This is a genomic window from Mycobacterium sp. 050134 (assembly GCF_036409085.1).
In the GTDB taxonomy this organism is placed as follows: domain Bacteria; phylum Actinomycetota; class Actinomycetes; order Mycobacteriales; family Mycobacteriaceae; genus Mycobacterium.
The window spans coordinates 268,803-282,420 of sequence record NZ_JAZGLV010000001.1; the positions used below are offsets into that span (position 1 = coordinate 268,803).

The following is a 13,618-nucleotide window of genomic DNA, read 5'->3' on the forward strand; positions in this document are numbered from 1 at the left end:
CGGCACCAATCCTCATGTGGCGCAGCGATTCCGCCGCACCAGCAGCGCGGCGACGGCGCCCGACTCGTTGATGGCCAGGTGCGCCAACATCGGCGCGGCGAGGCTGCCGGAACGCTCGGCCAGCCAAGCGAAGAACCAGCCCGCGCCCGCGGTGACCAGTACCGTGGGCAGCACCGGCTCCCCCGCCGAACGGGCGTCGGGGACGTGGGAGAGCCCGAAAGAGAGAGCCTGCAAAGCTTTTCCGCCCTCCGCGCCGAAGGATCGGGAGGCGACGGCGGCGAGCGCCGCGCGGAACGCGGCCTCCTCGGCCCACACGGTCCCCACCGGTATCCGCACCAATAGCCAACCCGGTGCCGACGGCGGTGTCGGGCGGGCGGCCATCGACGCGCGAACGGGCCCGAGTCGCGTCGTCGCGGCGACCGCACCGACCGCCGCGGCCCCCACCGCCGAGCCCGTCCGCAATCCCGCCCACAACCGCGGCGGTCGAAGACCCAGCTCCGCCCGGGTCACCAACACCAGCAGCCCGCCGACACCCGCCTGCAGCGCCACCCGCCGCCCGGTCGGTAGCCGCGGAGTCAGGAAACTCCAGCCGACCAGGGCGGCTGCCAACGACAGCGCCCACAGCCGCCTTATCCGAAGAATCGCGGCAGCACCGCCTCCGACGTTTCGCGCAGTTCGGCCAGCGGCACCGTGAACAGCCCCTGCATCTCGATCGCATCCGAATCCTGGTCCGTCACACCGATCCGCGCCGCGGGCAGCCCCCGAGCCTCGCACATGGACCGAAATCGGCTTTCCTCGGTCCGCGGCACGGCCACCAGCACCCGACCCGCGGACTCGGAAAACAACATCACGAACGGATCGGTGCCCTCGGGAAGCACGAGACGACAACCCGTTTCACCCGCCAGGGCCGATTCGACGACGGCCTGGGCCAGCCCACCTTCCGACAGGTCATGGGCCGCGGATACCAGGCCGTCGCGCGAGGCGGCGGTCAGCACGTCGGCCAAGAGCTTCTCTCGCGCCAGGTCGACCCGCGGCGGCAGCCCGCCCAAATGGTCGGCGGTGACCTGCGCCCAGATGGAACCGTCGAACTCGTCGCGGGTGTCGCCCAATAGCATCAGCGTCTCTCCGGGTTCACCACCCAGTGCGGTGGGGATGCGGCGGGTGACGTCGTCGATCACGCCGAGCACGCCCACCACCGGCGTCGGCATGATCGCCGTCGACCCAGTCTGGTTGTAGAAGCTGACATTGCCGCCCGTCACCGGAATCCCAAGGGCGGCACAGCCATCCGCGAGTCCCCGGACCGCCCGCTCGAACTGCCACATCACGCCGGGGTCCTCGGGTGAACCGAAATTGAGGCAGTTGGTCACCGCGACTGGGGTGGCACCGGTGACGGCGACGTTGCGGTACGCCTCTGCCAGCGCGAGCTGGGCGCCGGTGTACGGATCGAGCACGGTGTAGCGCCCCGACGCGTCGGTCGACAGGGCGATCCCGCGCCCGGTGGACTCGTCGATGCGCAGCACGCCGCCGTCGGCGTGCTCGGCCAGGACGGTGTTACCGCGGACGTATCGGTCGTACTGCTCGGTGATGAACTTGCGGCTGCACAGGTGCGGGCTGCCAACGAGCGCAAGCAAAGTCGCCCGCAGCTCGGCGCCCGTACCCGGCCGCTTCAGCCCGGTCGAGCGGTCCGCGTTCAGGGCGTCCTGCGACTCGGGTCGCGCGACCGGGCGGTGGTACACCGGACCCTCGTGCGCAACGGTCCTCGGTGGCACGTCGACGACAGTCTGGCCGTGCCAGGTGATTTGGAGCCGATCGCCTTCGGCGACCTCACCGATCACGGTGGCCAGCACGTCCCATTTGCGGCAGACCGCCATGAACGCATCGACGTTCTCCGGCGATACCACCGCGCACATCCGCTCCTGCGACTCGCTGCAGAGCACCTCGGCAGGTGCCATGAACTGCGTCCGCAACGGGACGGCGTCGAGCCGAATCGCCATACCGCCGTCCCCTGCGGACGCCAGTTCAGATGTGGCGCAAGCCAATCCGGCACCGCCGAGATCCTGGATGCCGATCACCAGACCCCCGGCGTAGAGCTCGAGGCAACACTCGATGAGGACCTTCTCCATGAAGGGGTCGCCCACCTGGACCGAGGGCAACTTCTTGCGCGCCGGTCCGCCGCCGTCTTCAAGATCAAACGTGTCGGACGCCAGCACCGAGACCCCGCCGATCCCGTCCAGACCCGTCCGCGCACCGAAAAGAATGATCTTGTTGCCCTGGCCCGAGGCGAAAGCCAGATGCAGATCCTCCTGCCGTAATACGCCGACGCACAACGCATTCACCAGGGGATTGCCGCCGTAGCAGGCGTCGAACACGGTCTCGCCGCCGATGTTGGGCAGCCCGAGCGAATTCCCGTAGCCACCGATCCCGCGGACCACGCCGTCGACCACACGACGGGTGTCGGGCCCGTCGGCCGCCCCGAACCGCAGCTGGTCCATGACGGCGATGGGCCGCGCGCCCATGGCCATGATGTCGCGGACGATGCCGCCGACGCCGGTGGCGGCGCCCTGGTAGGGCTCGACGTAGGACGGGTGGTTGTGCGATTCCACCTTGAAGGTGACCGCCCAGCCGTCGCCGATGTCGACCACGCCGGCGTTCTCTCCGATGCCCGCCAGCATGCCGGCGCGCATTTCATCGGTGGTGGTCTCGCCGAAGTAGCGCAGGTGGACCTTGGAGGACTTGTAGGAGCAGTGCTCGCTCCACATCACCGAGTACATCGCCAACTCGGTGTCCGTGGGCCGGCGGCCCAGGATCTCGCGGATCCGCTCGTACTCGTCCTCTTTGAGTCCGAGCTCGGCGTAGGGCTGCGGTTGTTCGGGGGTGGCGGCGGCGTACTCGACGGTGTCGAACGCCTGGGCGCGTTCGCTCGTCCCGGAGACAGTCACGCCCCACAGTCTAGGGGGCCGCGGCACGGGGGGCAGGCGGGCGCTGGCGGGGACGCCGAGCTAACGCCCCACCACACAAAACACGTTGCCCTCGGGGTCCGCGAGGACCACCCAGCGCATCTTGTCGCCAAACGTGTGCCGCCCCGTTTCTCCCGCACCGGCCGCCACGAGCCTTGCCACTTCGCCATCCACATCGGCCGCACCGAAATCGAGGTGTACGCGGTTCTTCCCGGGAGTCGGTTCGGGTACTTTTTGAAATCCGAGCCGCACGCCGTCCGGCAGTGTCACCGTGGTGAACTCCCCGGCCAGCAGCTCGTGCGCGGTGCCGCCGAACTGCGCGGCCCACCACCCGCCCAGGGTCGCGGGGTCGTGGCAGTCGAAGGTCACCATGTCCAGGCCGAGCGCCATATCCACGCCCCTAAGACGCCGGTACGAGGAAAGCGCCCATCGCCGCCGAGTACGCGGCGACATCGTGCGCGCCCATCAATTCGCGCGCCGAGTGCATGGCGAGCTGGGCGGCGCCCACGTCGACGGTGGGTATGCCGGTGCGCGCGGCGGCCAGCGGACCGATCGTCGACCCGCACGGCAGGTCGGCGCGATGCTCGTAGCGCTGCAACCCGACCCCGGCCTGCCTGCAGGCCAGCGCAAACGCCGCCGCGGTGGGCCCGTCGGTGGCGTACCGGAGGTTCGGGTGCACCTTGAGTACCGGCCCGGCATTGACCTCGATCAGGTGGCCGGGCTCGTGCCGCTCCGGGTAGTTCGGGTGCGTGGCGTGCGCCATGTCCGCCGAGGCCAGCAGGGAGGTCGACAGGCGGCGCAGGTAGTCCTCCCGGCTGCCGCCGGCCGCGAGGACGATGCGCTCCAGCACCGTGCCGAGCAGGTTCGACTGCGCGCCGTGGTCGGAGGACGACCCCACCTCCTCGTGGTCGAAGAGGACCAACACCGGCAGGAAGCCCCGCGGTTCGGCAGCCAACAATGCCTCCATGCCGGCGTAGCAGCTGGCCTGGTTGTCCAGCCGGGGGGCGCTCACCAGGCTGGCGTCGCTCCCGACCAACGCCGACGGCGTCAGGTCGTGCGTCATGAGGTCGGCCGCCAGCACGTCGGCCGGTGCCACCCCCGCGCGTTCGGCGACGTAGTCGACGAACGAAACGGCTTGGGCACCAACGCCCCAGACCGCGTTGACGTGCCGCTGCGGGTCCAACGTGAGCGACCTGCGATCCTCCGCCAGGTGGATGGCCAGCTGAGGCACCCGCAGGATCGGATCATCCACCCGCACCAGTCGGTGAGCGAGGCCCGCGCCTTCGCGGACCGACAGGCGGCCGCTGATCCCGAGGTCCCGGTCCAGCCAGGAGTTGAGCCACGCTCCGCCATACGGCTCGAGCGCCACCACCCGCCAGCCCGCGACCACCCGGTCCGGGTGCTGCTTGACCCGCAGGTTGGGGCTGTCGGTGTGCGCCCCGATGATCCGGAACGGTCCGTCGGGCCCGCCGGAATTCCAGGCGATCAGCGAACCGGACCGGACGACGAAATAGCGGCCGGGTCGCTCCGGCCAACGGTCCGCCTCGTCGAGTTCGACGTAGCCGGCGGCGCCCAATCGGGCGGCCACCGTCGCGCAGGCGTGGTACGGGGACGGGGACGCGTCGATGAAATCGCAGAGACCTGCGGCGCTGGCCGACATGCCCACCATCATCGCGTCCGGCGCTCGCCGTCGCCACGGCAGCCACATCGCGCGGCTCCTCACTCGCGCCGCCTCCGGCGCTCGCCGTCGCCACGGCAGCCACGCTAGGGTCAGCAGAGTGCCTCCGGTCCAGCCGCAACCCATCCTCGAGCCGTTGACGCCCGCCGCGATATTCCTCGTGGTCATGATCGACGGCGGCGGGGAGGAGACCGTCCATGACGCGCTGCCTGGCATTTCCGGGCTGGTGCGCGCGATCGGGTTCCGCGAGCCGCCGAAACGCCTGTCGGCGATCGCCTCGATCGGGTCCGACGCCTGGGACCGGCTGTTCTCCGGCCCACGCCCCAAGGAGCTACACCGGTTCGTCGAGCTCAACGGCCCGCGGCACCACGCGCCCGCCACGCCCGGGGACCTGTTGTTCCACGTCCGCGCCGAGAGCCTCGACGTCTGCTTCGAGCTCGCCGACCGGATCCTGCGGTCAATGGAAGGCGCGGTCACCGTCGTCGACGAGGTGCACGGCTTCCGATACTTCGACAACCGCGATCTGTTGGGGTTCGTGGACGGCACCGAAAACCCCGACGGCGCAGTCGCGCTCAGCGCCACCCGGATCGGCGACGAGGATCCCGACTTCGCCGGCTCCTGCTACGTCCACGTGCAGAAGTACGTGCACAACGTGTCGTCCTGGAATGCGCTGTCGGTCACCGAACAGGAGCTGGTGATCGGCCGGACCAAACTGGAAAGCCTCGAACTCGGTGAGGACGAGAAGCCCGCGAACTCCCATATCGCGCTGAACGTCATCACCGACGACGACGGCACCGAGCTCAAGATCGTGCGGCACAACATGCCGTTCGGCGAGCTCGGCAAGAGCGAGTACGGGACGTACTTCATCGGCTACTCGCGGACACCGCAGGTCACCGAACGAATGCTGGAGAACATGTTCTTCGGCGATCCTCCGGGCAACACCGACCGCATCCTGGACTTTTCCACGGCGGTCACCGGTGGGCTGTTCTTCTCCCCCACCGTCGACTTTCTCGATGATCCGCCTCCCTTGCCCGGTGCGGCCAAGGAAGTAACGGCCGCACCCACTTCTGTTGAAGGCTCACTGTCGATCGGCAGCCTGAAAGGAACCGCCCAATGAAAAACAACCTGTATCGCGACCTGGCACCGATCACCGACGCCGCGTGGGAAGAGATCGAGTTGGAGGCGACGCGGACGTTCAAACGCCACATCGCCGGACGCCGTGTTGTCGACGTCAGTGGGCCCGGCGGGCCGGTCACCGCGGCCGTCAGCACGGGCCGCCTGCAAGATGTCGCCGCGCCTACCGACGGGGTGATCGCACACCTTCGGGAAAGCAAACCGCTTGTGCGGCTGCGGGTTCCGTTTACCCTGTCGCGCACCGAGATCGACAACGTGGAGCGAGGCGCCAACGACTCCGACTGGGATCCGGTCAAGACCGCGGCGAAGAAACTCGCCTTCGTGGAGGACCGGACCATCTTCGAGGGTTACGGCGCCGCGTCCATCGACGGCATCCGGAGCTGCAGCTCCAATCCGGCGCTGACGCTGCCCGAGGATCCCCGTGACATGCCCGACGCCATCTCTCAGGCGCTGACCGGACTGCGCCTGGCTGGTGTCGACGGGCCTTATTCGGTGCTGCTGGCCGCCGACGTCTACACCAAGGTGAGCGAAACCACCGCGCACGGCTACCCGATCCGCGAGCACTTGAACCGACTGGTCGACGGGGACATCATCTGGGCGCCCGCCATCGACGGCGCCTTCGTGCTGACCACCCGCGGCGGCGACTTCGACCTGCAGCTGGGCACGGACGTCGCCATCGGCTACCTCAACCACGATGCCGACACGGTGCAGCTGTATCTCCAGGAGACGCTGACGTTCCTGTGTTACACCGCCGAGGCGTCGGTCTGCCTGGCCCCGTAGGAATAATCGCCGGCCGCCCACCGCTTACGAGGGGAGTTACTCAACTACTCCTGAAGGCAGGATTCGATGGCAGCAACATTGTCCGGCTCCACCGCTTTGGTGACCGGGGCGACGTCGGGAATCGGCCGCGAAATCGCGCTTCAGCTCGCCCGCCGGGGCGTCCAGGTGGTGGTGCATGGCCGCAGCGCCGACCGTGGAGCCGAGACGGTCAACGACATCAAAAAAGCAGGCGGCGAAGCGCGATTCGTCGCCGCGGACCTCAATGACGCCGACGATGTCCGCCGGTTGGCCGCCGAGGCGGGACCGGTGGACCTGCTGATCAACAACGCCGGCATCTACAGATTCGGCGGCACCGTTGAAACCGACGACAAGGCTTTCGACGAACATGTGAACGTCAACCTGCGGGCGCCCTACATCCTAGTTCAGCAATTGGCTCCGGCCATGGCTACGCGTGGTCACGGGGCGGTCGTCAACCTAAGCACCGTCGCGGCTTCGACGCCAGCTCGTGAAGCCGGGATCTACGGGGCAACGAAAGCCGGGCTCGAGCAGCTGACGCGCGTATGGGCGGATGAATTCGGCCGGTCGGGCGTGCGGGTGAACGCACTGGCCCCCGGTCCGACCGAAACGCCCGGCACCGCCGTCACCCCCGGCCTCGTCGAGGGCCTCGGGGAGGCAACCACCACGCTGGGCAGGGCGGCCGAGGCACGCGAGATCGCTAGTGCGGTTGTCTTCCTCGCCTCCCCGGAGGCGAGTTACATCAACGGCGAAATTCTGCACGCTACCGGCGGTCAGCGCGCACTTGCCCCTTAGCGCAACGGTTTCCCCGGGTGACCGCCCGGACGCTTAGACCAGCGGCTCTCCCCCATCCACTTTCAAGGTCATGCCGGTCATGAATGTGCTTGTCATCGCGAACAGCGCGGTTCGTGCGACGTCGTCCGCGGTTCCGATTCGCCCCACCGGGTTGTGGTCGGCGATGTGTGCGAAGTAATCGCGCTTGCCCTCGCCCCCAAGCGAGTCCCAGGCGCCGGTATCGATCACTCCGGGCGATATTGCGTTGACGCGTATCGGGGCCAGTTCGACGGCCAGCCAGCGGGCGAGGAAATCCACGGCACCGTTGGTGATACCCACCCCCAGATAGCCGGGATTGAGCTTGAAGGCGTGAACACCTGAGAAAAGCACGAACGAGCCTCCCGGGTTCATCTGCGGCGCAAGATATTTGGTCAACATCGTCGGACCGATGACCTTGGTGTCGAACGACAGCTGCAAGTTCCGGCGTTCCAGGTCGCGCAGGCTCCCGCGGGCGCGAGCCGAAGCGGTGGACACCACATGGTCCACAGCCCCGACCCGGCCGGCGAGGGCGGCGATCGACTCGTCGTCGGTGATGTCCACGACCTCGGTGGTGATCCCGGTGCCTTTGTAGACATCGGCAAGTTGGGTTTGGTTCCGGCCGGCCGCGATAACTCGCGCGCCCCCGGAATGCGCCAGCCGGGCGATAGCTCGCGCTATTCCGCTGCCGCGTCCGACGACCACGACGGTCGAGTCCCGCAATGTGCCACCCATCGCTTGGCCGCTCCTCCCGAGTCCCTCAAAATGGGACATACAGCCCACAATATGCCCACCCCGCCTGAGTGTGCCAACGCCTGGCTTGCCCACCTTTCGAGTCGGCATCCGAGCCTGAAGGCTGTTGCGGAACGCCCGTTCTGGTGCATACTGGGTTATACGACCCAAAGTCGATGAGGAGTCTCGCCGGTTTGGTGAACGTTCGCCAAACTGTGCGTGGCGCTCAGCTGCCGATCGCTTCGGCCAGGAGGATGCTATGCCGGCTGTCCACCATCGCTACGTCACCATCGACGGGCATCGGCTCTTCTACCGCGAGGCGGGCCCCGCCGACTCCGCCACACTGGTGTTGTTGCACGGGTTTCCCACGAGCTCGTACATGTTCCGAAACCTGATCCCCGCGCTCGCGGACCGCTACCACGTGATCGCGCCCGACCATCTGGGCTTCGGGCTTTCGGACGCCCCGCCGACCGCGGAGTTCGACTACACCTTCGACGCGCTGACCGACCTGACCGAGCGACTGCTGCAGGCCCTCGGGGTCGACCGCTACGCGGTGTACGTGCAGGACTACGGCGCCCCCATCGGGTGGCGGCTGACGCTGCGCCGGCCGGCCACAATCACGGCGATCATCACGCAGAACGGGAATGGATACGACGCCGGGTTCGTCGACGCCTTCTGGAAGATTGTCCGGGCTTACCAGGATGAGCCGACCGTCGACACCGAAAGTGCGGTGCGGCAGTTCTTCACGCTGGAGGCAACCCGTTGGCAGTACCTCACCGGCGTCGCCGACGAGACGCTGGTCGACCCCGAGTGCTGGCATCATGACTTTGCCTTGATCTCGCGTCCCGGCAACGACCTGGTCCAGCTCAAACTGCTCAGTGACTATGCAACCAACGCGCCGCTCTATCCGCGCCTGCACGAGTATTTCCGCGCCACCGGGGTGCCGTTGCTAGCAGTATGGGGTCGCGGTGACGAGATCTTCGGTCCGGCAGGTGCCGAGGCGTTCGCCGACGACCTTCCCGATGCCGAGATCCATTTGCTCGACGGCGGGCACTTCCTCCTCGAGTCCGCCCTGGCCGATGTCACCGGGCTGGTCCGCGACTTTCTCACCAGGCGGCTCCCGACCGGCGCCACCTAGGCGGATCGGCCGGCGCGCCCGATGGGCTGGATATCCCATAACAGGGGTGCCGCGAGAGTTAGCCTGACGCGATGGCCGACCCGGACGTTCGCGACGAACAACGGTTGACCGCCAAAGGGCGCGCCACCCGGGATCGGATCGTGCGGGCGGCCGCCCAGCTGATCGTCAACGAGGGCCTGTCGCTGGCCAGCATGGAGAACGTGCGCAAGGCCGCGTCGGTCAGCGGCTCTCAGCTCGCCCATTACTTCGCGGACAAGGGCGCGTTGATCCGCGCGGTCATCAAGCGTCAGATCGGTGTGGTGCTTGATTTCCACCGGCAGCCCCGCCTCGGTGGCCTGGAGTCGTTCGACGACTTCGAGCGGTGGATCGATCTCAACATGCGCTACCTGCGGCGCATCGGATACGTCGGCACGCCCACCTTCCACGCTCTCGCCGCGCAGCTGGTGAAGTCCGAAGACACCACGCGCGCCACGCTGGCCGAGGGGTACCGGCAGTGGATCGACCTGCTCGAACAGTCGATCACACGGATGAGAGATCACGGTTTACTGATCAAGGACGCCGACCCACGGCGGCTGGCGTTGGTAATCGTGAGCGCCCATCAGGGTGGCGGCACTCTGGCTTTCACCTACCGGGCAGAGTGGCCCCACGCGGACGCTGTTCGGTTCGCGGTCAACTATCTGAGATTGTTCGCCGCCGATCCCAACGAACGAAGACCGCGCCCCGCCAGGCGCCCCCGCGCGCGGCGCCCGGCGAGGCAGGCAGGTTGACGGGCCGGCGGAGGCAATGTGTCTGACGAATTGCGGCTCACTAGGAAAGGCATGGCGACGCGGGCGCGCATCGTCGACGCCGCCGCCCGGCTGATGTTCGCCCGCGGGGTCGCCGACACCAGCATCGATCAGGTGCGGCGGGCGGCGCGGGTGAGCGGATCGCAGATCTCACACTACTTTCGCGACAAGCGCGAATTGACCCGCCAGGTCGTCGCCGCACGCCGACGGGATGTCCGAACGTTTCACACCCGGCCAGATCTGCACGCCCTCGACAGTTTGGCCGCCCTGCAGGCGTGGGCCGACGCGTGCGTTGCCGACATAGATTCCGTCTACCGCGTAGGCGGCTGTGTTTACGGCTCCCTCGCCGGTGAGTTGATCGAGGCGGACGACATTTTGCACGAAGCACTTTCAGCGGGATACGACGAGTGGATCACGCTGTTTTCGGCCGGCCTGACGGCCATGCGTGACCGCGGAGAGCTGCGCCCGGACGCCGACCCGCGACACCTCGCCGTGTCATTGGTCGTGGCTCATCAGGGCGGCGCCATGCTGACCCATGCCACCGACGACTCGGAACCCATGCGGGTGGCCGTCAGTGCCGCGGTTGACTACGTGCGATCCTTCGCCCTTCGCACATCGAGCGGCCGCCGAACGACTCGACCGCGCCGAGGTCCTCAATCCTGATTCACGCGACTCTGGACATGCCCGGACCCAGCGGCCCATAATGGGTTAGATGGCCCAATTCTACGCGCGGGACGCCCTCGGGCCTCACTGACTTCTTCCACAAGACCAATACCACGTCGTACCAACGTTTTAAGGAGATGCAGGGCCATGTCGACCCCGAGCCCAATCACCGCGCCGTCGGCGGCGCCGGCGGTGGTCCGCGAACAGCCCGGCGGGGAAACGATGCGGGCGATCATCCTGCAGGGCTTCGGTGGACTCGAAAACCTGGTCTACACCGACATCCCCAAACCTCTGCCCAAGCCCGGCGAGGTCGTGCTCGAAGTGAAGGGATTCGGCATCAACCACGCCGAGATCCACATGCGCCGGGGGGAGTGGGCCGAGGCGGCCGAAGTCAGCGGCATCGAATGCGTCGGCATCGTCGACTCGTGCCCCGGCGGCGAATTTCCCGTCGGTGCCAAGGTAGCGGCGCTGATGGGTGGCCTGGGGCGAACCATCAACGGCAGTTACGCCGAATACACGCGCGTGCGCGCGACCAACGTCGCGCCCTTGGAGTCCGATCTGCCGTGGTCGGTCCTGGCCGCGCTGCCCGAAACCTACTCGGTGGCCTGGACATGCCTGTTCCGCAACCTCGGCCTGAAAGCGGGACAGACGCTGCTGATCCGCGGGGCAACATCATCGTTCGGCCAGGCGGCGCTCAAGATGGCGGCAGCAGCGGGCGCGCGCGTCATCACCACCACGCGCAGCAACCGGCGCATCACGATGCTCGAAGAGCTCGGTGCATTCCGGGTTGAGTTGGAACGGCCCGACCTGGCCGCGCACCTCGCCGAATCCGGAGAACTCGACGCCGTCCTCGACCTGGTGGGCAACAGCACCATCCTCGATTCACTGGACATGCTGCGCCGTGGCGGCACGGCATGCCTGGCGGGGTGGCTCGGTGGGCTCGACCCCATAGCGGATTTCAACCCGCTGCTGCGCATGGCCAGCGGGGTGAACTTGAACTTCTTCGGCAGCTTCGTGTTCGGGACGCCGGGTTTCCCGCTTGCCGATGTTCGGCTACACGACATCGCCCGGCAGGTCGCCGACGGCACGCTCGACGCCAAACCGTCGCGCGTCTTCTCGTTCGACCAGATCCGGGAGGCACACCGAGTCATGGAGGCGGGTGAAGCGGGCGGCAAGATGGTCGTCGTGTTGGAGTGAGAAGAGATCAACGATCCCGCAACATGATTCGATAAGGGAGGGGCGCGGCGATGGGCTTGGCGTGGCAACAAGGACCCTTGGCGACCGGGTCGGTCGGACACTTCCTCACCGAACGGCCGCTCCCGCACCGGCTGCTGTTCGCAGAGCCGCTGCGCCGCCGCATGCGGGTGCGTTTCGCCGACCACTGGATCGCGGACAGCGAAGACGTCCTCCTCTTACACGAACCCGGCCGCTACCCGGTTGCCTACTTTCCGCGCGGTGACGTCGAAGAGGAGATCCTGATCCCAGAGGAGCGGGCGACCCGGCACACCGATCTCGGCGAAACACAGTGGTTCACCGTCCGGGTTTCGGAACACGAGGCCGGCCACGGCGCCTGGTCGCATCCGAGTGTGCCCGAGCATGCGGCGGCATTGCACGGCCGGGTGGCATTTGCCTGGCGCGCCATGGACGCCTTCTACGAAGAGGACGAACGCATCATGGGGCACGCCGCCGACGCCTATCACCGCATCGACATCCGTTCTACGTCAAGACACTTGGCTGTCCGCGACGGCGAGCGGGTGATCGCCGACACCGACCGTCCGCTGGCGCTGTACGAATCCGGTTTCGCCCCGCGCTGGTACGTCCCGCGCGAAGACGTCGACGTGACCGCTCTCGATCTCGTTGAGCTGCAAACATTTTGCCCTTACAAGGGAATATGCTCTTACTACGACGTCGGCGACCGGAAGCGCGCCGCCTGGTCCTATGTCAACGCATGGCCAGAGGTTGGACGGGTGACCAACCTGGTGTCCTTCGAACCCGACAAGATCGCCGTCTATCTCGACGGCAGGCAGCTGCAACTCGAACCCGGGCAAACCGTTCTGCCCCATGGCGTCGACCGCGGGCTCGACACCGACGAGATCGTGGGCAGACCTCCCGCAGGGAGTAGGCGATGAGGACGGCATCCGTGGTGCTGATCTGCCTGGATCGGGTCGGGTACCTGCGCCCGGACACTCCCGATCGAAAGGTTACTGACCGCTGATCATGTCGACCCCTACTCCGCCCTACCACGCACCTTCCGTACTCGTCTTCGACGTCAACGAAACCCTGCTCGACATCGATTCGCTGGCACCGCTATTCGGTGACTTGTTCGGCAATGAACGAGTGCTGCGTGAATGGTTCGCTCAGCTCGTCATGTATTCGATGACCATCACCCTGGCGGACAGTTACGTCACCTTCTCGACCCTTGCGCAGGGCGTGCTGCGCATGTTGGGCGACATCTACCGGGTGAGCGTCACCGACGACGACCTGGAGCGCCTGAGGAGGGGCTTGCTCATCATGCCGGCACACCACGACGCAGCAGATGCGCTTGTCAAGCTGCGCGACAACGGTTTTCGTCTAGCAACGCTGACCAACTCACCCCCCAACCCGGACGGTCCGACGGCGCTGCAGCACTCCGGACTGGGTGAATTCTTCGAACACCAGTTGACCGTGGACTCCTGCCAGGCCTTCAAACCCTCACCGGCGGTTTACCGACACGCGTGCGAGCAGATCGGCGCCGAGCCGCAGGAATGCATGATGGTGGCCGCGCACGTGTGGGACACGCTGGGCGCGCAGAACGTCGGATTCAGCGCCGCCCTGATCACCCGCCCAGGCAATCCCCCGCTGCCGGTGCACGGCCTGCCGCAGCCAGACCTCGTCGTGAGCGACCTGCGGCAGCTGGCCGAACGACTTATCGGTACCCGTCGCTGAC

Annotated in this window: 14 protein-coding genes; 9 read left to right on the plus strand and 5 right to left on the minus strand. The window is 67.2% G+C overall.

Annotated features, from left to right (window positions below; all coding sequences use genetic code 11):
- Positions 1 to 12: 12 nt before the first annotated feature.
- The 4 genes from SKC42_RS01390 to SKC42_RS01405 are packed head-to-tail and all read right to left on the minus strand — an operon-like array spanning position 13 to position 4,617.
- Positions 13 to 633, minus strand: a complete 621-nt coding sequence (locus tag SKC42_RS01390) for an Rv0804 family intramembrane glutamic endopeptidase (RefSeq protein WP_330962644.1) — start codon at positions 631 to 633, stop codon at positions 13 to 15.
- A complete protein-coding gene (purL, locus tag SKC42_RS01395) occupies positions 630 to 2,939 on the minus strand; it encodes a phosphoribosylformylglycinamidine synthase subunit PurL (RefSeq protein ID WP_330962522.1) in 2,310 nt (769 codons plus the stop codon). Before purL ends, SKC42_RS01390 begins: the two co-directional genes overlap by 4 nt.
- A 60-nt stretch (positions 2,940 to 2,999) precedes the next feature.
- Complete coding sequence (locus SKC42_RS01400) at positions 3,000 to 3,347, minus strand: VOC family protein (protein ID WP_330962523.1); 348 nt, start codon at positions 3,345 to 3,347, stop codon at positions 3,000 to 3,002.
- 10 nt (positions 3,348 to 3,357) lie between these two features.
- Entirely contained in the window at positions 3,358 to 4,617 is a 1,260-nt protein-coding gene (locus tag SKC42_RS01405) for a M18 family aminopeptidase (RefSeq protein WP_330962645.1), read from the minus strand.
- A gap of 118 nt (positions 4,618 to 4,735) precedes the next feature.
- On the opposite strand from SKC42_RS01405, the gene SKC42_RS01410 reads away from it, so the two are divergent.
- The 3 genes from SKC42_RS01410 to SKC42_RS01420 all read left to right on the plus strand — a co-directional run bounded on the left by SKC42_RS01410 (position 4,736) and on the right by SKC42_RS01420 (position 7,359).
- Positions 4,736 to 5,752, plus strand: a complete 1,017-nt coding sequence (locus SKC42_RS01410; RefSeq protein ID WP_330962524.1) for a Dyp-type peroxidase — start codon at positions 4,736 to 4,738, stop codon at positions 5,750 to 5,752.
- The gene (locus tag SKC42_RS01415) at positions 5,749 to 6,549 is read left to right on the plus strand and encodes a family 1 encapsulin nanocompartment shell protein (RefSeq protein WP_330962525.1); all 801 of its coding nucleotides are present in this window, start codon (positions 5,749 to 5,751) and stop codon (positions 6,547 to 6,549) included. The genes SKC42_RS01410 and SKC42_RS01415 overlap by 4 nt, the downstream gene beginning before the upstream one ends.
- A gap of 66 nt (positions 6,550 to 6,615) precedes the next feature.
- Complete coding sequence (locus tag SKC42_RS01420; RefSeq protein WP_330962526.1) at positions 6,616 to 7,359, plus strand: SDR family NAD(P)-dependent oxidoreductase; 744 nt, start codon at positions 6,616 to 6,618, stop codon at positions 7,357 to 7,359.
- Between the two features lie 33 nt (positions 7,360 to 7,392).
- On the opposite strand, the gene SKC42_RS01425 is transcribed toward SKC42_RS01420, so the two are convergent.
- The gene (locus SKC42_RS01425; protein ID WP_330962527.1) at positions 7,393 to 8,217 is read right to left on the minus strand and encodes an SDR family oxidoreductase; all 825 of its coding nucleotides are present in this window, start codon (positions 8,215 to 8,217) and stop codon (positions 7,393 to 7,395) included.
- A gap of 148 nt (positions 8,218 to 8,365) precedes the next feature.
- On the opposite strand from SKC42_RS01425, the gene SKC42_RS01430 reads away from it, so the two are divergent.
- The 6 genes from SKC42_RS01430 to SKC42_RS01455 all read left to right on the plus strand — a co-directional run bounded on the left by SKC42_RS01430 (position 8,366) and on the right by SKC42_RS01455 (position 13,617).
- Positions 8,366 to 9,244, plus strand: a complete 879-nt coding sequence (locus SKC42_RS01430) for an alpha/beta fold hydrolase (RefSeq protein WP_330962528.1) — start codon at positions 8,366 to 8,368, stop codon at positions 9,242 to 9,244.
- A gap of 71 nt (positions 9,245 to 9,315) precedes the next feature.
- Positions 9,316 to 10,011, plus strand: coding sequence for a TetR/AcrR family transcriptional regulator (locus tag SKC42_RS01435; RefSeq protein WP_330962529.1), 696 nt, complete (start codon positions 9,316 to 9,318; stop codon positions 10,009 to 10,011).
- 18 nt (positions 10,012 to 10,029) lie between these two features.
- Positions 10,030 to 10,692 (plus strand): TetR/AcrR family transcriptional regulator, encoded by a 663-nt coding sequence (locus tag SKC42_RS01440; RefSeq protein WP_330962530.1) that lies wholly within the window; start codon positions 10,030 to 10,032, stop codon positions 10,690 to 10,692.
- 147 nt (positions 10,693 to 10,839) lie between these two features.
- Positions 10,840 to 11,889, plus strand: a complete 1,050-nt coding sequence (locus SKC42_RS01445; protein WP_330962531.1) for a zinc-binding dehydrogenase — start codon at positions 10,840 to 10,842, stop codon at positions 11,887 to 11,889.
- Between the two features lie 50 nt (positions 11,890 to 11,939).
- On the plus strand, positions 11,940 to 12,821 hold the full coding sequence (locus tag SKC42_RS01450; protein WP_330962532.1) for a DUF427 domain-containing protein: 882 nt from the start codon (positions 11,940 to 11,942) through the stop codon (positions 12,819 to 12,821).
- 88 nt (positions 12,822 to 12,909) lie between these two features.
- Complete coding sequence (locus tag SKC42_RS01455) at positions 12,910 to 13,617, plus strand: haloacid dehalogenase type II (protein WP_330962533.1); 708 nt, start codon at positions 12,910 to 12,912, stop codon at positions 13,615 to 13,617.
- The last annotated feature ends 1 nt before the right edge of the window (position 13,618 follow it).

What these genes read in the sequence shown, in the direction of transcription:
- SKC42_RS01435 (WP_330962529.1), top strand. Translation starts at nt 9,316, where the DNA reads ATGGCCGACCCGGACGTTCGCGACGAACAACGGTTGACCGCCAAAGGG.
- SKC42_RS01400 (WP_330962523.1), bottom strand. Translation starts at nt 3,347, where the DNA reads ATGGCGCTCGGCCTGGACATGGTGACCTTCGACTGCCACGACCCCGCG.
- SKC42_RS01445 (WP_330962531.1), top strand. Translation starts at nt 10,840, where the DNA reads ATGTCGACCCCGAGCCCAATCACCGCGCCGTCGGCGGCGCCGGCGGTG.
- SKC42_RS01405 (WP_330962645.1), bottom strand. Translation starts at nt 4,617, where the DNA reads ATGTCGGCCAGCGCCGCAGGTCTCTGCGATTTCATCGACGCGTCCCCG.
- SKC42_RS01415 (WP_330962525.1), top strand. Translation starts at nt 5,749, where the DNA reads ATGAAAAACAACCTGTATCGCGACCTGGCACCGATCACCGACGCCGCG.
- SKC42_RS01455 (WP_330962533.1), top strand. Translation starts at nt 12,910, where the DNA reads ATGTCGACCCCTACTCCGCCCTACCACGCACCTTCCGTACTCGTCTTC.
- SKC42_RS01430 (WP_330962528.1), top strand. Translation starts at nt 8,366, where the DNA reads ATGCCGGCTGTCCACCATCGCTACGTCACCATCGACGGGCATCGGCTC.
- SKC42_RS01420 (WP_330962526.1), top strand. Translation starts at nt 6,616, where the DNA reads ATGGCAGCAACATTGTCCGGCTCCACCGCTTTGGTGACCGGGGCGACG.
- SKC42_RS01425 (WP_330962527.1), bottom strand. Translation starts at nt 8,217, where the DNA reads ATGCCGACTCGAAAGGTGGGCAAGCCAGGCGTTGGCACACTCAGGCGG.
- SKC42_RS01450 (WP_330962532.1), top strand. Translation starts at nt 11,940, where the DNA reads ATGGGCTTGGCGTGGCAACAAGGACCCTTGGCGACCGGGTCGGTCGGA.